The 20,536-nt window shown below is 36.0% G+C and carries 21 protein-coding genes; 11 read left to right on the forward strand and 10 right to left on the reverse strand.

The window, feature by feature from the left end; all coding sequences use genetic code 11:
• Positions 1-421, forward strand: a 421-nt coding sequence (locus LS65_RS08615; protein WP_138129843.1) for a glycosyltransferase, incomplete at its 5' end; no start/stop codon positions are given.
• Here LS65_RS08615 and hemW read toward each other — a convergent pair.
• Complete coding sequence (gene hemW, locus LS65_RS08620; protein ID WP_034361574.1) at positions 401-1,519, reverse strand: radical SAM family heme chaperone HemW; 1,119 nt, start codon at positions 1,517-1,519, stop codon at positions 401-403. The two genes, LS65_RS08615 and hemW, sit on opposite strands and share 21 nt — an antisense overlap.
• Positions 1,520-1,624: 105 nt before the next feature.
• On the opposite strand from hemW, the gene LS65_RS08625 reads away from it, so the two are divergent.
• From LS65_RS08625 to LS65_RS08665, 9 genes are all read left to right on the forward strand, one after another.
• Positions 1,625-2,137, forward strand: a complete 513-nt coding sequence (locus LS65_RS08625) for an RNA pyrophosphohydrolase (protein WP_052061057.1) — start codon at positions 1,625-1,627, stop codon at positions 2,135-2,137.
• 57 nt (positions 2,138-2,194) lie between these two features.
• Positions 2,195-3,400, forward strand: coding sequence for an aspartate kinase (locus LS65_RS08630; RefSeq protein WP_034361572.1), 1,206 nt, complete (start codon positions 2,195-2,197; stop codon positions 3,398-3,400).
• 16 nt (positions 3,401-3,416) lie between these two features.
• Complete coding sequence (locus LS65_RS08635) at positions 3,417-3,962, forward strand: HobA family DNA replication regulator (protein WP_034361571.1); 546 nt, start codon at positions 3,417-3,419, stop codon at positions 3,960-3,962.
• 8 nt (positions 3,963-3,970) lie between these two features.
• Positions 3,971-4,591: a DNA polymerase III subunit delta' gene (locus LS65_RS08640; protein WP_034361569.1), complete on the forward strand. Its 621-nt coding sequence runs from the start codon at positions 3,971-3,973 to the stop codon at positions 4,589-4,591.
• Positions 4,588-5,736, forward strand: coding sequence for a dihydropteroate synthase (gene folP / locus LS65_RS08645; protein WP_034361568.1), 1,149 nt, complete (start codon positions 4,588-4,590; stop codon positions 5,734-5,736). The genes LS65_RS08640 and folP overlap by 4 nt, the downstream gene beginning before the upstream one ends.
• Complete coding sequence (locus LS65_RS08650; RefSeq protein WP_034361567.1) at positions 5,733-6,728, forward strand: hypothetical protein; 996 nt, start codon at positions 5,733-5,735, stop codon at positions 6,726-6,728. The genes folP and LS65_RS08650 overlap by 4 nt, the downstream gene beginning before the upstream one ends.
• A gap of 98 nt (positions 6,729-6,826) precedes the next feature.
• The gene (locus LS65_RS08655; protein WP_034361565.1) at positions 6,827-8,131 is read left to right on the forward strand and encodes a TolC family protein; all 1,305 of its coding nucleotides are present in this window, start codon (positions 6,827-6,829) and stop codon (positions 8,129-8,131) included.
• Positions 8,128-9,213 carry an efflux RND transporter periplasmic adaptor subunit gene (locus LS65_RS08660; protein ID WP_034361564.1) on the forward strand — a complete coding sequence of 362 codons (1,086 nt, stop codon included), beginning with the start codon at positions 8,128-8,130 and terminating at the stop codon, positions 9,211-9,213. The genes LS65_RS08655 and LS65_RS08660 overlap by 4 nt, the downstream gene beginning before the upstream one ends.
• The gene (locus tag LS65_RS08665) at positions 9,213-12,278 is read left to right on the forward strand and encodes an efflux RND transporter permease subunit (RefSeq protein ID WP_034361562.1); all 3,066 of its coding nucleotides are present in this window, start codon (positions 9,213-9,215) and stop codon (positions 12,276-12,278) included. Before LS65_RS08660 ends, LS65_RS08665 begins: the two co-directional genes overlap by 1 nt.
• A gap of 51 nt (positions 12,279-12,329) precedes the next feature.
• Here LS65_RS08665 and LS65_RS08670 read toward each other — a convergent pair whose 3' ends face one another.
• The 7 genes from LS65_RS08670 to recA all read right to left on the reverse strand — a co-directional run bounded on the left by LS65_RS08670 (position 12,330) and on the right by recA (position 18,217).
• The gene (locus LS65_RS08670; RefSeq protein WP_034361560.1) at positions 12,330-13,301 is read right to left on the reverse strand and encodes a Gfo/Idh/MocA family protein; all 972 of its coding nucleotides are present in this window, start codon (positions 13,299-13,301) and stop codon (positions 12,330-12,332) included.
• Entirely contained in the window at positions 13,294-14,391 is a 1,098-nt protein-coding gene (locus LS65_RS08675; RefSeq protein WP_034361558.1) for a DegT/DnrJ/EryC1/StrS family aminotransferase, read from the reverse strand. Before LS65_RS08675 ends, LS65_RS08670 begins: the two co-directional genes overlap by 8 nt.
• A 92-nt stretch (positions 14,392-14,483) precedes the next feature.
• On the reverse strand, positions 14,484-14,999 hold the full coding sequence (locus LS65_RS08680) for a shikimate kinase (protein ID WP_034361557.1): 516 nt from the start codon (positions 14,997-14,999) through the stop codon (positions 14,484-14,486).
• A gap of 6 nt (positions 15,000-15,005) precedes the next feature.
• Complete coding sequence (locus LS65_RS08685; RefSeq protein ID WP_034361555.1) at positions 15,006-15,608, reverse strand: AMIN domain-containing protein; 603 nt, start codon at positions 15,606-15,608, stop codon at positions 15,006-15,008.
• Positions 15,598-15,861 (reverse strand): hypothetical protein, encoded by a 264-nt coding sequence (locus tag LS65_RS08690; RefSeq protein ID WP_034361554.1) that lies wholly within the window; start codon positions 15,859-15,861, stop codon positions 15,598-15,600. The genes LS65_RS08685 and LS65_RS08690 overlap by 11 nt, the downstream gene beginning before the upstream one ends.
• 17 nt (positions 15,862-15,878) lie before the next feature.
• On the reverse strand, positions 15,879-17,156 hold the full coding sequence (eno, locus tag LS65_RS08695) for a phosphopyruvate hydratase (protein ID WP_138129844.1): 1,278 nt from the start codon (positions 17,154-17,156) through the stop codon (positions 15,879-15,881).
• Between the two features lie 23 nt (positions 17,157-17,179).
• Complete coding sequence (gene recA, locus LS65_RS08700) at positions 17,180-18,217, reverse strand: recombinase RecA (protein WP_034361553.1); 1,038 nt, start codon at positions 18,215-18,217, stop codon at positions 17,180-17,182.
• A 100-nt stretch (positions 18,218-18,317) separates the two neighbouring features.
• On the opposite strand from recA, the gene LS65_RS08705 reads away from it, so the two are divergent.
• Entirely contained in the window at positions 18,318-19,175 is an 858-nt protein-coding gene (locus LS65_RS08705) for a menaquinone biosynthesis family protein (protein ID WP_034361552.1), read from the forward strand.
• Between the two features lie 48 nt (positions 19,176-19,223).
• Here the strand turns inward: LS65_RS08705 and LS65_RS08710 are convergent, their stop codons facing one another.
• Positions 19,224-19,802 (reverse strand): thiamine phosphate synthase, encoded by a 579-nt coding sequence (locus LS65_RS08710; protein ID WP_034361551.1) that lies wholly within the window; start codon positions 19,800-19,802, stop codon positions 19,224-19,226.
• Positions 19,789-20,469 carry a F0F1 ATP synthase subunit A gene (locus LS65_RS08715; protein ID WP_034361550.1) on the reverse strand — a complete coding sequence of 227 codons (681 nt, stop codon included), beginning with the start codon at positions 20,467-20,469 and terminating at the stop codon, positions 19,789-19,791. Before LS65_RS08715 ends, LS65_RS08710 begins: the two co-directional genes overlap by 14 nt.
• Positions 20,470-20,536 lie beyond the last annotated feature (67 nt).

Raw genomic sequence — 20,536 nt, forward strand, 5'->3', positions numbered from 1 at the left:
TAGTAGAGATGAAATTGCTTTATGGGAAAAGCAGGGTATTATCACATATTTAGGGGAAACAGATGATGTGCGTCCATTTATAGAATCTGCCTCTTGCGTGGTGTTGCCAAGTTTTAGGGAGGGAGTAAGTGTAAGTCTCTTAGAATCTATGGCTATGGGCAAACCTATCATCACAAGCAATGTAAGTGGGTGTAGGCATTTGGTAAGAGATTTTGCTAATGCATATCCCAATGGTTTTTTATGTGAAAGTCGTGATGCCCTCTCTCTTGCTAATGCTATGCAGAAATTTATTGCCCTTAATGAAGCGCAAAAAAAGCAAATGGGACAAAATGCTAGAAAACTTGCTTGTGAATCTTATAGCATACAACGCATTATTGATATCTATCACAAAACCTGTGTTTCACTGCTCCCTAGAGAGTAGCCAGAGCACTATCTCATCAGCCAAAAATAACTCATTAGCGACTAAAAATTCCTCTCCTCTTTCTTTGCGTATATAGCATTTATTCCCTTCAAGCAAATTTTTCACACATTCTTGCATAAAATGCCTTTTTGCAAAAAGCTGCTCTATATCGCAAATTCTAGCACCGCTCTTGCATCTTAACCCGAGCATTATACGCTCAAGGCACATATCTCTTTGGCTTAAAGATTCAATAAATCTTTGTATAGGAGAAGCAATATATCCTTTAAGTTGTGGATAGGCTTTCATTCGCGTATCCCCTATGCGTCCCACAGCTGCTGCCCCACAGCCTAGATACTCTTTACCTTGCCAATAGCCTAGATTATGCCTACACTCCGCATTTGTGCCATTTCTCACATAATTTGATACTTCATATTGCATAAATCCTGCATTTTTGAGTATATCTCTTGCAAAAAAACTTAATGTCTCGTCTTTACTGCTTTCACATACTTTATTATTCATTACTTCCTGTGAAGCAAAACGCGAACCCTCATCAATGCTAAGGGCATAGACTGAAATGTGATTTATTGGGAGATTCATAGCTTGTGTAAGTTCAGATTCTAGAATCTCTTGATTATCAAGTGGTGTTATCATCATATCGCAGCTAAGGTTAGTAAATCCTGCATTATAAGCACTCTGTATATGATAAAAAATATCCTTTGTGCTATGGTCGCGCTCCAAAAAAGCTAACTTTGGTTCATAAAAGCTTTGCACCCCCACACTTAGCCTATTTACACCTAAAGCACGCAAATCTTTGCACCATTGCGTATTAAGAATATTGACATTTGCCTCAATGCTTATCTCACAATCCTTATCAATATGTGCATATTTGGCAAGAAGTGCAAAAATTTTTTTATAAAATTTAGATGCTAAAAGATTAGGTGTGCCACCGCCGATAAAAATTGAATCTAAATGATAGTTTTGTATGCTCAAAGTATATGCTAGATCTACACATAAGGCTTCCACATAAGATTCAAAATACGATTCTTCTCCTATAAAAGAAGTAAAAGCACAATATCCACATTTACTCGCACAAAAAGGAATATGAATATAAAGGAGCATAGCTTACAAGTTTCCTCTCTTTGTCTCATTTGAGAGCTAAAATAAAAAACATTATACATTGTAGCGTATAATACAAAGAGAAACTTGCAAATTAAAGGCATAGGTATGAAATCCACATCATTGCAATCACCACAACCAAATAATGATAGCTCCTCTAAAAAATACCGCCCAAATGTGGCAGCCGTAATACTCTCAAGTGCGTATCCTAGAGAATGTCGCTTTTTTATTGCGCATCGTCTTGATATAAAAGGTGCGTGGCAATTTCCTCAAGGAGGAATTGATGAAGGAGAAAGTCCTAAGGCTGCACTTTTTCGTGAGCTGGAGGAGGAAATAGGCACAAACAATGTAGAGGTTATTAGTGAATGTCCGAATTGGATTCAATATGATTTTCCTAAAAGTATGTCAAAAAAAATGTATAGAGGCTTTGCTGGACAGATTCAAAAATATTTTTTAGTTCGTCTTAAAAATGAATCTGAAATTAACTTACAAACTGCGATTCCGGAATTTGACAAATATACTTTTGTAAGTAGAGAAGAACTTTTTGGACGCGTAACACATTTCAAAAAAGAAGTGTATAAGCAAATTTTAGAGTATTTCAAAAAAGAGGGGTATCTATAAGAAACTTAAGCAAGAAGATTCTATGATTGCAGTTTTATTTTATATTTAAGGATTAGTATGCTCATCGTGCAAAAATATGGTGGCACGAGTATGGGAGATTGTGAGAGAATCCATAATGTCGCCAAACGCGTTACCCAAAGTAAAGCCCAAGGACATAACCTTGTCGTTGTAGTATCAGCAATGAGTGGGGAAACTGATAGACTTATAGGTTTCACGCAGCACTTCACACCGCTACCAAATACACGCGAAGTTGATATGGTGCTTAGTTCGGGAGAGAGGGTAACAGCAGCGCTTCTTGCCATTGCTTTAGAATCTATGGGAATAAAGGCAATCTCTCTTAGTGGGCGTGGTGCAGGCATTATCACCGATAACTTTCACACAAAAGCGCGTATTGAATATATAGATACAACAAAAATCTTTTATTTACTTAATGAAAGCTATGTTGTAGTCGTGGCTGGATTTCAAGGGATTTCTACAAATGGTGAAGTTACGACTTTAGGACGAGGTGGGAGTGATTTATCAGCAGTCGCACTAGCAGGTGCGCTTAATGCCACAAAATGTGAGATTTATAGTGATGTCGATGGTATTTACACAACTGACCCGCGCATTGTCAAAGAAGCACGAAAACTTGATAAAATTAGCTATGATGAAATGCTTGAACTTGCTTCTATGGGAGCAAAAGTCTTACTTAACCGCTCTGTAGAGCTTGCAAAAAAACTCAATGTAAGATTACTCTGCGCAAGTTCATTTAGTCAAAATGAAGGCACACTTATTACTAAAGAGGAGGATATAATGGAAAAACCAATCGTCAGTGGTGTTGCACTTGATAAGAATCAAGCACGAGTGAGTATGGCTGATGTGGAAGATCGTCCGGGCATTGCGGCAGATATTTTTGGACTTTTGGCAGATAATAATATCAATGTAGATATGATTGTGCAAACTATTGGACGCGATGGCAAGACCGATATTGACTTTACGATTCCAAAAACAGAGGCACAGCTCACACAACAAGTGCTTGAAAAATTTAAAGATGATGTAGGTAACATTGAATATGACAACAATATTGCTAAAGTTTCTATTGTAGGTGTAGGTATGAAATCACACTCTGGTGTGGCAAGCACAGCATTTAAGGCTTTAGCACAAGATAATATCAATATTATGATGATAAGTACAAGTGAGATTAAAATTTCTATGATTATTAATACAGAATCTGCAGAAGATGCTGTCCGCAAACTCCATAGCGTATATCAGCTTGAGCAATAAATTCTAAAGATATATAATGCAAAATATCAACGATTGGCTTTTAACCACCATACGAGAAGATGAAAAAAAGGGTGTAATGAGCGGGTGGATAGAGGAAAAGCGATTTCTCCTTTTGCCCAATATGGCACGTATTATCACACATATAATAAATGGTGGAAGTCTTATTGTGCTGACAGACAATACTCATCAATGGTTTGGGGAATACATCACGCAACATATCAATCAACCCCACAAAGGTCGCCCATTTTTTCCTATCGTGCAAATCGCACATTTACACGATATGATAGATTCTAATGCACAAGGCGATATGAAAGGATTCAAACTTATAGATAATATGCTTGATATGATGTATGCAAATTATAAAATCTGGTATATTGGTAAAAAAACTATGCGTGCAAATTTTGCCAAAGAACGGGGCGATGGGTGGTATTGGATATTTGATGAAAATGATATCTTTAATCCCACCGATGAATATCTTGACTATAAACTTCTCATTCTCTTTAAACTCTTTGATAGAGCAATTCAAGCTGCAATGCTTAATAAAATCTCACTTGATATATAGAGATACAAATGACAGGGCTTATTCATATTACACCTTTTGCAAAAAACTTAATAGATGAACTTACAGAAAATCAAGATGAGCAATATTATGAAATTTACGAGAGAGAAGATTTTAAAATCGATGATGCCAAAGAAGTTATTGCAAAAAGTTACCTTATCTATGAGCAAGAAATGCTTATCATCATTTCGGCAAATAAATACAATATAGCCGCACAAAATGCTCTTTTAAAAATCATTGAAGAACCACCACAAAATGTGCAATTTATTATTATCACAAAAAATAAAAATGCTCTTATTCCTACTATCCGCTCTCGTATGCGTCTTATCACACATAAACACAAAACCCAAATTCCACCCTTTGAGCTTGAGCTTAAAAAGCTTAATTTAGAATCTATTTATAATTTTTGCAAACAAAACGACAACACGCAACTAAGCAAAGAAGAAACTAAAATGCAGATTCAGTCATTACTCTTCGCACTTTATGAAGCAAAAATTAGTCTCACTCAAAAAGAACTTGCCCTTTTTGATAAAGCCATAGCCCTTAATCAAAATGATGCAAGTGAAAGACATAACTATATCTTTTTGCCTCTTTTGCTTAGAATCTACTCCAAACAAAAGAATCAGCAATGAAAATAAAAAGACTAAATGCAAATTCTCTTTCACACGCCATAAAATCCATAGGTGCAGATAATATAGGGTGTAAAATTATGAATAAAAAAGCGCGTATTCTTAGCTTTGAGATCAAAGATTTAAGCTTTGAAGCGATGAATATACTCAAGCAAGAAGCCCTAAGTGCAGGTGGAGATTGTGCTACACCACGAGGCTGTATTACGCATAAGGGAGAACATATTGCTTTGCTTTTTGGCACACAAAATCAAATTGAAAAAATGCTCCCAAAACTTGCGATACAACCTTTTGGATTAAAAACACTCAAAAAACAGCTTGAATCTTATATCATCTCTTATCCTACATTTACATCTCTATCACATCAAAAAGCAATTATGGCAATTATCAATATCACACCCGATAGTTTTTATGAATCTTCACGAAAAGATACGCAGGGGGCTATCCATAGAATCAACACACTTATGCAAAAAGAAGTAGCAATGATTGATATTGGTGCAGCAAGCTCACGCCCGGGTAGTGAGCTAATAGAGCCGAATGAAGAAATCGCGCGCCTTAAGGATATTGTCGAATATATTACTACTCATCAACTCTACAAAACAAAAGACTTTAGCATTGATACCTATAATGCAGAAACCGCAGATTATGCCCTCTCTCACGGCTTTAAAATCATTAATGATGTCAGTGGATTCTCTCAAACACAAATGGTTGAAATTGCCGCAAAACACAAGGCACAAGTTATTTTGATGCATACTAAAGGCACACCAAAAATTATGCAAAACCTTACAGATAGCTACACGCATCTTTTTAGTGATATGGATACTTTTTTTACCGACAAAATTGCTACCCTTACTCAAGCAGGTATAGAGGAGATTATCCTTGATATTGGCTTTGGATTTGCCAAAGATAGAGAGCAAAATATCGCACTCATTCAACACTTGGAACATTTTTCACACTTTGGCTTACCCTTGCTTGTAGGTGCTAGCCGTAAAAATACTATTGGTGAAATCACTGGCAAACACACACAAGATAGACTTGCTGGCACACTTGGGCTACATTTATACGCTCTGCAAAATGGAGCAAATATTTTGCGTGTGCATGATGAAGATGAACATATTGATATACTTAAAATCTACAAGGAAATGCAATGAATACTTACAATGGGAGCAGAGATTTAAAACCTATCAAAGCACTTCTTTTGCGACATGGACATACGCAACAGGAGTTAGAAAAACTTGATCAAGATGCGATTATAGCACTCTATGAAAAGGAAATACGCACAGATACACTTAACTATTTGCATTATACAAATAAAGATAGTTTCTCAATGATAAGCTCACTTGATGAAGCAAATATTGGCGATTTTAAAATAAAAGTGCAAGAAAATTTAGAAGATACCCTCCTGCTTATACAAATTATAAAAAACGCTTTTAATGATTTCCCTTATAGTGATATTGCCGATACTTTAACGCTTAATATCAAAAATATATCCATACACAAAATGCAAAGAATCTTACGCATAGCTTATCATGAGTTCCAAGAAATACTTCTTAATCACATATCCGAACAACTTAAAGACTTACCTATTGAAGAATATAAAGTTATAATGAATCATTATGAAAAAAATCGCGATAATATCACACAGCTACAAAATACAATCACAGACCTCTCAAATGAGAAAAAGCGACAACAAATTATAGATATGGCACATTTGAAACTTCTTATTGTCAAAGATTTTATGCCTAAAACCATTTTTAATGATACCTACAAAGACTACCTCAATAACACACCTGAAAAACTTAAAGTCGTTTCAGAAATTCTCGCACTTACAGGTATGTATTCTAAAAATTACCTTAAAAATATTCCTCAAGATGAACTCGAAGAACTTAGAAAAAAAATTATTCAAGACAAACAACAAGATGAACGTGATCAAAAAACTTATACATACTATGTCCAAATGCTTGAAGAAGCTATGGCAAGCACTGATGATCAAGAATTTACGAATGTGTGTATGAAAATTTGCGTGAATCTTAATCAGAAGCTAATTCTAATGATTACAGAATATATGAATGCCAGAAATCCTATATTTCTTGCGCGCTTTAATAGTTTTTTACACGATTTCAAAAAGAATCCCCAGCATTAAATATAAATTTAACAAAATATTAAAAAAATATCCCTACAATAATAACACAATAAGTGCATTAAAGGATATCTACAATCTCAACGCGCAAGGGTAATAAAATGAGGTATATCTCTATTCTTATGCTCTATATAAGTGTATTATATGGAAATTCTGAATTTGTAGATTTTAACAAACTTGAAGAAGAGTTCCATATCCATATGCCAAAAAATAAACAGATTATGAGTATTGATGAATTTGTAGCACGTGTGGAGCAAAACTCTATTAACCTTGCTAAGTCTCGTGCAATGACGCAAAGCCTATTGTATGAAGGCAAAGCAATGCGTGCGTGGAATAGCTCATATTTTGAAACAGAGCTTAATCGTGTAAAATCTCCAAGTGGTGGCACAGAACTTGAAAGCACACTTTTGCTTATGCTTACACCTCGTTTGCCGTGGGTAAGCTACACACTCTCGCAAAGCTACCAAACCAAGATTCTAAGACAAGAAAAAACTTATGAACTTACAAAACGTTTAGCCCTTATTAGTGCAAAAAGATTATATTTAGATTATCTTGTGCTCAACGAACAACATAATATCTACACAACACGTTATGAAAACTCCAAAAATCAACTTAAGATTTCACAAGATAGATATGAAGCAGGACGCATTAGCAAATCACAATATCTCTTTTTTAAAAGTGATTTCTTAGCGACAAAAGTTGCATTAAAAACTTTGCATACAGAACTAACAAACACACTTAATGCGTTAAAAGTAATACTTGGCATTACGGCACACGATAGTGATTTAAATATTAGCGGATTACAATTTGATTATTTACGCTTTGATAATGCTAAACTTGATAAAATCTTAAGTGAGAATCTATATCTTGATATTGTATCCCTTGATATTAAAGATTATCAGTATAGTGCAAGACTTGCTTCGCAAAGCCGATTTGATAACATTGAAATAGGTGGAGGAATCAATACAAGCGAAACAAGTGATGGTGTGATATTTAAAATCAAAGTCCCCATTCCTCTTACTACAAAATATGGTAACCAAAAGGCAATGTATCTCGCATTGCAAAGTGGGTCAATCCGTGAAAGTGAGATTCTAAAAGATTCTATCAGAATGAATGCAAAATCTTACCTTGAGCAACTTGATACTAAAAAAGAGATTATTGCCTTAGCTAAAGACAATGAAAATAATCGTGCGCAATTAAGTGAAATTGCACGTATTGGCTATGAGGCAGGGAAAACAAGTGCATTTGAATATTTAACTGTAAAAAATGAGCATCTTAACGCAATGATTGCCACTACACAAGCTAAACGAGATTATGTCCAAACACTTTCTATGCTTGAAGAAACTCTTAGTTCGGTGCTCAATCTTCATACCTCAACAATCCCACTTATGAAGGAAAAATCGTGAAAAAATCTCTCTGTATATTACCCCTCATAATAAATTTCGCTTTGTGTTTCGAGGAGATTGTCATTTCTCAAGAAGAGATTACCAAGAATGGCATTAAAGTTATCCCCCTTAACCAAGTCTTTAATACTAAAGGTGTGCCCTTTAATGCACTCATTGATTTTGACGAAAGAACTTCAAACACACAAAGCTCAAGTTTTGGAATAATCGTAGTGAATATCTATAAGCGTGAGGGAGAATTTGTCAATGAGGGAGATTTAATTTGCGATATTAGCTCAAATGAATTAAGTGGAATGTTTTTTGAACTCACCAATACACAAGAGAAATTAAAAATTGCCTCTGAAAATGAACGCAAAGATAAATCACTCTATAAAGCAGGTGTGATTTCAAAACGCGAATATCAGTTAAGTTATCTGGCTATGAATGAATTACGTTTAAAACTCAATGAAATTAAATCAAAACTTGATTTATTAGGTATTGACCCAAATTTTATTAAAAATGGCTCACAAGGCAAATATGGATTTCCAGTAGTAGCAAAAACTTCAGGGATTCTATCAGTTGCTCCCAAACAAAGTGGGGAAAAAATTGAAGCCTTTACACCATATGTAAGAATCTCTAAGGTAAGCGATAATGCAGCAAACAATCTGTTAGGACGCATTAAAATCCCTATACACCTTTCACACAATATCCAAAAGGGTGCTCCCGTATTTGATGATGATGGCAATAAAATTGGTGAAATTGAAACCATATCTGTTGTAATTGATAAAGTTTCAAATACAATTCTTGCCACTGCAAATATTCGCAATACAAATTTTAAAGTTGGTGAGATGATAGAGGTTTATATTGATGGTTTATTGCCTAAGGGAACAATCCTTATTCCTTCATCAGCAGTGATTAAAAATGGCAATGACTATCTTATCTTTGTCCAAAGTGCTAAAGGATTTAAGCCCACTAAGATTCACAAAGTTGAAGAGAGGGATAATAGTTTTGTCATTGACCCAAAAGGGCTTAATAACCAAATGAAAATTGCCACAGGCAACATTATTAGCCTAAAAGGTATGATGGATGGGCTTGGGAGTGAATAATGTTAGCAAAAATTATAGAATTCTCTCTTAAACAACGTATGATTGTGGTGCTAAGCGCAATTATGCTTTTTATTTTTGGCACATATTCATTTTTTACAATCCCTATTGATGCATTTCCAGATGTCTCCTCCACACAAGTAAAAATTATTCTTAAAGCTCCCGGAATGGCACCAGAAGAAGTGGAAAATCGTGTTGTGCGCCCATTAGAGCTAGAATTGCTAGGACTTCCTAACCAAAAGAGTTTGCGTAGTCTTTCAAAATATGGGCTTGCTGATATTACAATTGACTTTAACGATGGCACAGATATTTATCTTGCACGTAATATGGTCAATGAAAAACTCTCTACCACCTTAGGAGATTTGCCTAATGGTGTGAGTGGCGGACTTGCACCCATTGTAACTCCCCTAAGCGATATGTTTATGTTCACTCTTGAAAGTAATGACAATTCCATATCAGAGGCACAAAAAAGACAACTACTTGATTTTACCATTCGCCCCGCTTTGCGCAATATTAAAGGTGTCGCCGATGTGAATCGCTTAGGTGGATATGCTAAAGCGATTGTAGTTGTGCCAGACTTTGACGATATGGCACGACTTGGCATTACAATTAGTGATTTACAAGATGCACTTGATGCAAACCTTAAAAATGATGGTGCAGGACGTGTAACACGGGACAATGAGAATTTCCTCGTAAAAGTGCAAACGGGTGCAACAAACATAGAAGAAATTAAAAACATCTCTGTCATTACCAAATCTGGCTATGTGCGCATCAGGGATTTTTGTGATGTGATTGAAAATCATATGACACGACTTGGACTTACAACAATTGATGGCAAAGGCGAGACAACATTGGGGTTAGTGCTTTCTCTTAAAGGTGCAAATTCACGCGATGCAATTAAAGAAATTAAAATTAGAATGGAAGAGCTTAAGACAGAATTACCCGAGAATCTAGAATTGCGTGTTTTCTATGATAGATCTGAACTCACACAAAAAGCGGTCAATAATGTAATTAAAACGCTTGCAGAAGCTGTTGTGCTTATTGTTATTTTACTCTTTTTATTTTTGGGTGATGTGCGTGCTGCTGTTGCTGTAAGCGTAATTTTACCCCTATCTATTGCTTTTGCTTTCGTAATGATGCGCCATTATGGCATTTCGGCAAACCTAATGAGTCTTGGAGGATTAGCAATTGCTGTTGGAATCTTAGTAGATTCTGCAGTTGTAAATGTTGAAAATGCCTTCGAAAAACTAGGTCTTGCTAAAAACTCACCAAAACTTCATACTATTTATCGTGCGTGTAAAGAAATATCTGTCTCTGTTTTTAGTGGGATTCTTATCATTATTATTTTCTTTGTGCCTATTCTTACACTTGAGGGTTTAGAGGGGAAATTTTTTGTTCCTCTTGCACAAACAATTGTATTTGCACTACTTGGCTCACTCATCCTTTCTATGACGGTTATTCCTGTAATTAGCTCCTTTGTGCTTAAAGCGACAGAACATCACGAAACCAAATTAACACAATTTTTTCATAAAATGTATGCTCCGATGCTCCATTTTGCACTTACAAGAACAAAATTGCTACTTATAAGTGCGGTATGTTTTCTTGTTTTTAGCTTTTCACTCTTTCCTTTTATTGGAAGTGCTTTTATGCCTACACTTCAGGAAGGTGATTTGGTGCTTAATGTTGAATCTAGCCCATCTATTTCTTTAGAGCAAAGTCGAGATGTAATGCTACTTATGCAAAAAGAATTGCTTAATAGAGTGCCTGAAATTAAAAGTGCAGTTACACGCACAGGAACAGATGAAGTAGGGCTTGACCCAGCAGGTTTCAACCAAAGTGATGTCTTTATATCCTTTAAACCAAAAGAAGAATGGCAAGCAAAAAATATGGAAGAGATTGAAGATAAAATACGCGAAGTTGCAAGCGAATTTAAGGGTATGAATATTGCACTTGTGCAGCCAATCGATATGAGAATCTCCGAAATGCTTACTGGTGTGCGCGGGGATTTAGCCATTAAAATCTTTGGCTTAGAAATTGACAAGCTTAATGAGCTAAGCTCACAAATTGTAGATATTCTTAAAGGCATTAAAGGTTCTGCTGAAGTTTTTACTACACTTAATAAAGGAGTAAATTACCTCTATGTAAAGCCTTGGCAGTCCGTAATGGCAAATACTGGCATATCAAGTGATGAATTTACAAAATTTATGCGCTCAAGCCTAGAAGGTATTATCGTAACCTACATTCCACAAGGTTTTGCAAGAATTCCTGTTATCATTCGTCAAGATGCTGATATTGCCTCTGATATCACCAAGCTTAAAAGTTTGCAAATGAGTTCTCTTGATGGCAATCCTGTTCCCATTAGCTCAATTGCCGACATTAAAGAAGTTGATGGTCCAGTGCAGATTCAAAGAGAGCAATCAAAACGTTATAGTGTTGTGAGAAGTAATGTAATGGGACGAGATTTAGGCGGATTTGTTCAAGAAGCAAAGGAGAAAATTGCTGCACAAGTGCAATTACCTGAAGGCTACTCTATCACTTATGGTGGGCAATTTGAGAATCAACAACGTGCGAACAAAAGACTTTCTACCGTCATTCCTTTAAGTATCCTCGCTATCTTTTTTATCCTATTCTTTACTTTTAAGTCTATTTCTCTTTCCTTGCTGATTTTACTTAATATCCCCTTTGCAGTTACTGGTGGGCTTATATCGCTTTTCTTATCTGGAGAATATATTTCCGTCCCTGCATCTGTGGGCTTTATTGCACTTTTTGGTATTGCTGTGCTTAATGGCGTGGTAATGGTAGGATACTTCTTGCAACTCCTTAAAGAGGGATATAGTCTTGAAGATACTATTGTCATTGGAGCAAAAAGACGGCTACGTCCTGTGCTTATGACAGCATTTATTGCTGGACTCGGTCTTATTCCTATGTTACTCTCTTCAGGCGTTGGAAGCGAAGTGCAAAAACCTCTAGCTATTGTGGTGCTTGGCGGACTTGTAACCTCTTCAATGCTCACACTTCTAATGCTTCCTCCACTCTTTAGAATAGTAGTGAAAAAATTTGGTGTATAAGCACTCATACATAGGGTTATATTATATATCTCCCTTATGTTTGGGTAGCTATTATGATAATTTATGTGCGCTGTGAATAATATCTTGAATCTTATGGGCAACTTGCATTGCCTTCATACCATCATTTTGATTAGGACGATTATTTGTAGAAGAAGGTATATTTTTACACATTTTTACAAAATCAATCAATTCCGAAAGCAAACTCTCCTGCCCTCTTACCTCAATAGTTTCTGTATTTGCGCTAATTGACACATTATCAAGCCTTTGCTCAACACTTTGCTTATCAACAAAAACTTCCTTACGCAACAAATTACAATCAATGTATTCATTATGTGTTGTTATGCTGATTTGTCGTAATCTTTTTTCGGTGATTCTACTTGCAACAATATTAGAAAATGAACCATTTGTGTGAATAATACACGCTCTTGCATACTCTATCATACCATCTATAACAACTCCGTGCGCGTAAATATCTCGCACATCACCATTAAAACTCAGTGCCAAATCAATATCGTGTATCATCAAATCAATTACCACATCAACATCAGTAATGCGCGAACTCATCTTATTTGTGCGAATAAAGTCAATATTGATGATATTTTGCTTACTTGATGCAAGAATAGTTTTAAGTGTAATTACAGCAGGATTATACCGCTCAATAAAGCCTACTTGAATATTGAGATTCTTATCTTTTGCAAGATCAACGATAACTTGAGTAGATTCTAAAGTATTTGTTAAGGGTTTCTCGACAAAAATATTTTTCACATAATCACTTACCTTATTGATGTAGTCAAAATGTGTAAAGGTCGGTGTTACAATGATTGCTCCATCACAACTTTTGAGATCGCTATCAAGATTTTCTAGAATCTTGATGCCAAATTTTTTGCTTAAATCCGCACACAACTCCTCATTTACATCATAAAGAAATGCAACTTCCACATCTTTTAGCATACTTAGGATTCTTAAATGATTTTGCCCCATTTTACCAATGCCAAAAAGAGCAATTCGCACAGGTTTATCCATTGACTGCCTTTATCACTTGATATTGCTCATCTTCTGTAAGAAATGGACTAAAAGGAAGAGAAAGAATCTCATCACATACCATCTCACTCACAGGAAAATCACCCTTTTTATACGCATACACTTTACGCACAACTTCTTGCAAATGCAAAGGGATAGGATAATGCACTGCATAAGGAATATGAGCAGATTCTAATTTTGCTGTAAAAGCAGTGCGATTTGAGACACGAATTGAATACTGCGCATAAGCACTTGTATTATTTGGAGTAACAAAAGGTGTAATCACATTTTTAAGATTCTCATCATATCTTTTTGCAATTTTTTGTCGTGCATTAATTTCATTATCTAAATGAGGAAGCTTCACATTAAGTATTGCTGCTTGCAAAGTATCAAGTCGTGCATTTAAGCCAATAAAACTATGTTCATATCGCTTTGTTTGTCCGTGATTGAGAAGATAATGTATCTTTTGTGCTAAGTTTTCATCTTGTGTAAAAATCGCACCACCATCGCCATAACAACCCAATGGCTTACTAGGAAAAAAACTCGTTGTGGCAATAATGCTTGCATTACAAGATTTAACACTTTTGCCGTTATTTTGTATTTGGCTTGCCCCAAAACTTTGAGCAGCATCTTCAATCACAGGGATATGATATTGAGCAGCAATAGTATTAATAGATTCCATATCTGGCATTTGCCCAAAAATACTTACTGGAATAATCGCTTTTGTATTTTTTGTAATCGCACATTCAAGCTTTGTGCTATCAAAATTATAAGTTTTCTCATCGATATCTACAAAAACAGGTTTTGCTCCAAGAAGCATAATCGCCTCCACACTTGCAATAAAACTAAAGGGAGAGGTGATAACCTCATCGCCCTTTTTAATATCAAGTGCCATTAATGCCAAAATGAGAGCATCTGTTCCACTACTACAACCTATCGCGTATCTTGCTCCTGTATAAACGCTTAGGGCAGATTCTAAATCACTCACTGCTTTACCCATAATAAATTGTGATGATACTAAGACTTCTTGTATCGCCTTGTCAATATTGTCCTTGTAGCTTTTGTATTGTGCTTTGAGATTGATAAATTCCACTGCAATGCCTTGTTTTCAAGTTGAATAATAGGACTAAATTGTAACAAAAAAAATGCAATATCAAGATATATTTGACTAAAGTGTTCTCTCTTTTAAATGGGTGGGCTTTTCTCTACTCTCTTTTCCATACATTCAACAATTTGACGTGCCACTTCCGCAATAGGAGCATCTCCATCTACCACATATTGTGCTTGTTTTTCGTAGAGTTTTTTGCGCTCATTATAAAGCCTCCTAGCCTCTCCCTCATTAGTAAAAAGAGGACGCTTAGCCTTTTCATCTATACTTAATCGTTCTAAAATATGCTCAAAACACACATCAAGAAAAAAAATCTTGCCTAAATAGCTTATATCATTGTGAATAGGCATACCCCCACCTGTAGCTATTATTGCATTTTTGACATTAGCAGAAAGCCATAAAATAAGCTGGGATTCTACACGGCGAAACCCTCTTTCACCCACTGATGCAAAAATATCTTTGACACTTTTACCCATATTTTGCTCTATAATATGGTCTGTATCAAGTAAGAATCTCCCACCAAGCAGTGCAATTTCTCTGCCTATAGTTGTTTTTCCACTCCCCATAAAACCAATTAAAACAATATTTTCCAATATGTTCTACTCCAAAGTAATCACAAAACCATCACGTTGTGGGGATATATGATATTTGTAGCGTCCATCAAAACCTATAGAAATTCTATAGAAACCCTCGTGTGTGGAGATTTCAGCATCACTAAAATATTTTTTGTCAAGCTTAATCTTTTGATACTCATTACTCTTTACACCCTCTATATCAAGCACAAGTCGATATGGCTTAGGTAAAATAAAATCACGGAGCAATTTCTTACGTGTAGCAATAAAAATGCTATTACGATTCACGACAAGCTCAAAATCACCAAGCTTAAAACGATTTTCAGATTGATATGACGCACCCTGTGCCTTTTGCGCAATAAGTAGTGGATAATGCCAATCTATATCTTCATCAAGTTGAATAAGTTTGTTTTCAATAGAACCATCAAGATTCTGATAAGTAATTTGCACACTTTTTATAATTCGTGCCGTACTTGGCAATACAAATTCTATGCTTGAAAGTGGTTCTTGGTGCATACTTTGGGGGTTATGTTCCTCTGCTTTTTGCGTTATTACAGATTCAAAAGGATTTTGTCTTGCCCACAAAATGCAGCTCAGACATAGACATATTATGAATATACTATTCTTCAAAGTTTGCTCCTTTTAACTCAAAGATTTGCCTTTGCAAACGAGCATTTTGCGCTTCAATCTTTTGAGCTTCCTTGATGAGATGATTTTTTTGTGATTGCAATCGCAAAAGCACCTCCACAGAATTGTTCCCAAAAAGCAAATATCCCACATACACCCCCAATACAATCAAAATACCAAAAATGATGAGCCACACACGATTGACATAGAGTAATCGCCACAATCTTGAAGGCTTCTCAAACAAATCTTGCTGCATACTCGTCATTCCAGCATTTAACGCTTAAAGAGTGTTTTTCCAATATATTCCGTATCGCTCACTTCACGTTCGATTTCAAGCAAACGATTATATTTTGCTATACGCTCACTTCGTGCTGTTGAACCTGTTTTGATTTCACCTGTATTTAACGCTACAGCAAAATCCGCAATAAATGTATCTTCACTCTCACCACTACGATGACTCATAATACATTTATAATTATTGCGTTGAGCAAGACGCACACTCTGCATTGTCTCGCTCACACTCCCAATTTGATTAGGTTTAATCAAAATTGCATTTGCAATATTTTTATCAATCCCTTCTTGTAAAATCTTCTTGTTTGTAACAAACAAATCATCGCCTACAAGTTGAATCTTATGACCAAGCTTTTGTGTAAGAAGCTTCCAACCTTCCCAATCATCTTCACTCAAGCCATCTTCAATTGATACAATAGGATATTTTGCGACAAGATTCTCATAATACTCAATCATACCTGCGCTATCAAGCACTTTATTTTCTCCAGCAAGGTGATAATTTCCATCCTTTCCTACAAGCTCACTACTAGCCACATCAAGGGCAATTGCAATTTCTTCAAGAGGTTTATATCCTGCTTTTTCAATGGCTTTAAGAATAACCTCGATAGGTTCTTCATTATTTTTTAAATTAGGAGCGAATCCTCCCTCATCGCCAATACTTGTAATATGTCCAGAATCTTTTAAAATTGCTTTGAGATGATGGTATATTTCAGCTGAAGCACGCAAACTCTCCGCAAAAGTATCAAAACCCAAAGGCATAATCATATATTCTTGAAAATCTACCGTGTTGTCAGCGTGAGAACCGCCATTAATAATATTAAGCATAGGTGTGGGGATAGTAAGCGCATTGCTTCCACCCAAATAACGATACAAAGGCAAATGCAAAGATTGGGCACTTGCTCGTGCAATAGCCATACTCACGCCTAAAACTGCATTCGCACCGAGTTTTGAATAATTATCTGTGTCATCAATTTTTTTCAGTATTAAGTCAATTTTGCTTTGGTCATAAGGTGAAACACCATTAAGCTGTGGTGCTATTTCACTCTCAACATTCGCACACGCTTTTAATACACCCTTACCCAAAAAACGCTCTTTATCATTATCTCGCAATTCTAAGGCTTCTCTCTTACCTGTGCTTGCACCACTTGGCACGATAGCTGCTGCTCTAGTGCCATCACTTAATCTTACCATTACCTTAATTGTAGGATTCCCACGACTATCCATTACTTCTTGTGCATCAATATATTCAATATAAACCATTATTTTCTCCTTATTATACTATATTATTCATTAGATTCTGGCTCATCAGGCAAAGGCAGAATCTCATCTTTTGCACCAATTTGCTCTTTAATCTTTGCAATAATTTCTTCTGCCAAAGCCTTATCTTCTTTAAGCAAAAGTTTTGCATTTTCTCTACCTTGCCCTAGCTTTTTGTCATTATAGCTAAGCCACGCACCACTTTTATCAATAATATCAAGCTTAATACCATAATCGATAATTTCACCCTCTTTACTAATACCCTCGCCAAACATAATATCAAACTCTGCTTCACGGAATGGTGGGGCTACTTTATTTTTAACAACTTTTGCTTTTGTGCGATTCCCAATTTGCTGGTCATTTTGCTTTAAAGTCGCAACACGCCGCACATCAATACGCACACTCGCATAAAACTTTAGTGCATTACCACCTGTGGTAGTTTCTGGACTGCCATATCCCATTGTGCCAATTTTCATACGAATTTGATTGATAAAAATTAAAGTTGCATTCATTTTATGAAGCACACCTGTGATTTTACGCAAAGCATGGCTCATAAGCCGCGCTTGTAATCCCACGTGCTGGTCTCCCATATCACCTTCAATTTCTGCTTTTGGCGTAAGGGCAGCCACCGAATCTATAACAATTAAATCTACTGCTCCACTACGCGTGAGTGTTTCTAAAATCTCTAGGGCTTGCTCTCCTGTATCGGGTTGAGACACGAGTAGATTCTCTGTATCAACTCCTAAACGTTTGGCATAATACACATCAAGTGCGTGTTCTGCATCTATAAAAGCGCATATTCCTCCATTTCTTTGACATTCTGCCACAATTTGAAGACTTAACGTTGTCTTTCCACTTGATTCTGGACCATAAATTTCAATAATTCTTCCCTTAGGTACTCCACCAATACCAAGTGCCATATCGAGTCCAAGTGAACCTGTAGAAATACTATCGATTTTTTCTACTTGCTTGTCACCTAAACGCACCAAAGCACCTTTACCAAATGCCTTATCAATTTGCTTAAGGGCTAACTCAATGGCTTTTTGTTTTTTTTCATCTATCATTTTTGTCCTTTAGTCATCATATTCACATAAAATAGTGCGATTTTATCTAAGTTTGACTAAATTATCCTTATAATTTAGTCAAAAAGCACAAGGAGAAATAATGATAAACCTCGCTCATAGCCCTGATGCTGATGATTTATTTATGTATTATGCAATTGTTTTTGGGTGGGTAGATTCTACAAAATTACAATTTTCAAACACTGCAAAAGACATTCAAACGCTCAATCTTGCAACTTTGCGTGGCGAGTATGATGTGAGTGCAATTTCATTTGCACTCTATCCATTGGTCGCACAAAATTACACACTTTTGCGCACAGGTGTGAGCTTTGGCAATGGTTATGGACCAAAGCTTATTAAACGCAAAGACAAGATTCTTAAAAAACATTTCAAAGTTGCCCTAAGTGGAGAACATACCACAAATGCGATGATATTTAAAATAGCCTATCCCCACGCGCGTATTGTGTATAAAAATTTCCTCGATATCGAATCAGCTGTGCTTAATGGGGAAGTAGATGCAGGTGTGCTCATACACGAATCGATTCTAAATTTCAATGAAAATCTATGCGTAGAAGCTGAAATATGGGATATATGGCAGGATTTAAGTGGCGGAAATTTACCCTTGCCTCTTGGTGGTATGGCATTACGCCGCTCACTTCCTCTCACCACAGCCATAGAATGTGAATATCTCTTGACAAAAGCAGTGCGTATTGCTGTGCAAAATAAAGCAATATTAAGCCAAATGCTTTTAGAACGAGGCATTATCCGTGTCAATGCAGAAGAACTTGATACCTACCTCAATCTCTATGCTAATGAAGATTCTATATCTATGAATGAATCTGAAATACAGGCAGTAGATAAGCTTTTTGAATTAGGATTTAAAGCAGGACTTTACCCACAGATTCTTAAAGCACAGGATTATTTTATCCCCACAGAATACAAAGAATTAAGGTTTTCTTAAAATATACCTTATCATAAGTGCTAAAATTCACATTATAGAATAAAAACTCTAAAGAGCAATTCCAAAACAACGAATACCTGCAAAACCACCCACCCCTAAATTTTGGAGATACGGAATCAAATCTTTTGTCATACCACCAAGTGCAATAACACGTGAGCGCAGAGCATAGGGGATATGTTCAAATACCTCTAAACCCAATGCCTTACCCTTATTTGGTGTGGCACATATAGGGCTTAAAGTGCAATAATCTGCCCCAAGTTCTAAAGCATATATCACCTCATCTACATTGTGTGCGCTATAACCTATAAGTTTTTTAGCATCCATTTGCTTATCATATGCCATCTTTAATGGTGAGATATAATCTAACAAATGAGATTTTAAATGCACACCTCCGAATTGTAAAGATGATTCTAATATATGAGGAAGACTCGTAAAAGGAAGATTCAGTAAAAGTGTCTTATGAAAAGGGGTAAGTGTTTGCACAAAATGAGGAAGAAATGCATCACTTTGTGAGCGATACATAATCCAATCTACTCCTAATTTAGGTAGGTGTAAAGCAAGTGTATCGATATACCCTCTGCTGAGAGAGGGGGTAACAAGAAGGGTGATAAAACTAGTGGTCTGCATCAACGGCTACTGCGCCGTGAATATATACATAAGTGAGAATCATAAACACAAATGCTTGAAGTAATGCCATAAAAGTTAAAATTGCAAATGGAGCGACAGGCACAACCCAAGGAGCAAGCATAAGCATAACAAGCAAAAACATATCATCACCTTTGATATTTCCAAAAAGCCGGAAAGAAAGTGAAATAATACGTGAAAAATGTGAAATAATTTCAACAGGGAACATAAGTGGAGCAAGCCACCATACGGGACCCATAAAATGCTTCACATACTTAACTATACCTTGAGCACGAATACCTTCAAAGTGATAATAGAAAAAAACAACCAAAGCCAAAACAAGTGTAAAGCTCCAGCTTGAAGTTGGAGCTTCAAAACCCGGGATAATACCAATAGCGTTACCAAAAAATACTAAAAATGCAATAGTGGCGGCAAGTGGAAAATATTTGCGTGCTACTTCCTCTCCCACAATGTCTTTTGAAAAACTAATGATACCAGAGATAATAAATTCAAATACATTCTGTATGCCACTTGGCACTACCTGCATTTTATGTGTTGCGTATCGTGCAAGGATAAGTATGATAATCGCCACAAGCACTGTATGGAATCCAATGATAAAATCGTGATTGCCATTAAGCAAACCAGCAAAGGTAAAAACTCTATTATCCATAATAACCCCTTTATTTCTAATTCTTAGGATTATGCCTAATTTTTTGTTTAGTTTTGCTTTAAATCTA

This window comes from Helicobacter japonicus (genome assembly GCF_000762845.2).
GTDB lineage: Bacteria > Campylobacterota > Campylobacteria > Campylobacterales > Helicobacteraceae > Helicobacter_C > Helicobacter_C japonicus.

Coding starts and splice junctions, on each gene's coding strand:
- LS65_RS08625 (WP_052061057.1), top strand. CDS start 1,625: ATGAAATCCACATCATTGCAATCACCACAACCAAATAATGATAGCTCC.
- LS65_RS08665 (WP_034361562.1), top strand. CDS start 9,213: ATGTTAGCAAAAATTATAGAATTCTCTCTTAAACAACGTATGATTGTG.
- LS65_RS08715 (WP_034361550.1), bottom strand. CDS start 20,469: ATGGATAATAGAGTTTTTACCTTTGCTGGTTTGCTTAATGGCAATCAC.
- LS65_RS08640 (WP_034361569.1), top strand. CDS start 3,971: ATGACAGGGCTTATTCATATTACACCTTTTGCAAAAAACTTAATAGAT.
- LS65_RS08635 (WP_034361571.1), top strand. CDS start 3,417: ATGCAAAATATCAACGATTGGCTTTTAACCACCATACGAGAAGATGAA.
- LS65_RS08690 (WP_034361554.1), bottom strand. CDS start 15,861: ATGCAGCAAGATTTGTTTGAGAAGCCTTCAAGATTGTGGCGATTACTC.
- LS65_RS08630 (WP_034361572.1), top strand. CDS start 2,195: ATGCTCATCGTGCAAAAATATGGTGGCACGAGTATGGGAGATTGTGAG.
- eno (WP_138129844.1), bottom strand. CDS start 17,156: ATGGTTTATATTGAATATATTGATGCACAAGAAGTAATGGATAGTCGT.
- LS65_RS08650 (WP_034361567.1), top strand. CDS start 5,733: ATGAATACTTACAATGGGAGCAGAGATTTAAAACCTATCAAAGCACTT.
- LS65_RS08670 (WP_034361560.1), bottom strand. CDS start 13,301: ATGGATAAACCTGTGCGAATTGCTCTTTTTGGCATTGGTAAAATGGGG.
- hemW (WP_034361574.1), bottom strand. CDS start 1,519: ATGCTCCTTTATATTCATATTCCTTTTTGTGCGAGTAAATGTGGATAT.
- LS65_RS08655 (WP_034361565.1), top strand. CDS start 6,827: ATGAGGTATATCTCTATTCTTATGCTCTATATAAGTGTATTATATGGA.
- LS65_RS08705 (WP_034361552.1), top strand. CDS start 18,318: ATGATAAACCTCGCTCATAGCCCTGATGCTGATGATTTATTTATGTAT.
- recA (WP_034361553.1), bottom strand. CDS start 18,217: ATGATAGATGAAAAAAAACAAAAAGCCATTGAGTTAGCCCTTAAGCAA.
- folP (WP_034361568.1), top strand. CDS start 4,588: ATGAAAATAAAAAGACTAAATGCAAATTCTCTTTCACACGCCATAAAA.
- LS65_RS08710 (WP_034361551.1), bottom strand. CDS start 19,802: ATGCAGACCACTAGTTTTATCACCCTTCTTGTTACCCCCTCTCTCAGC.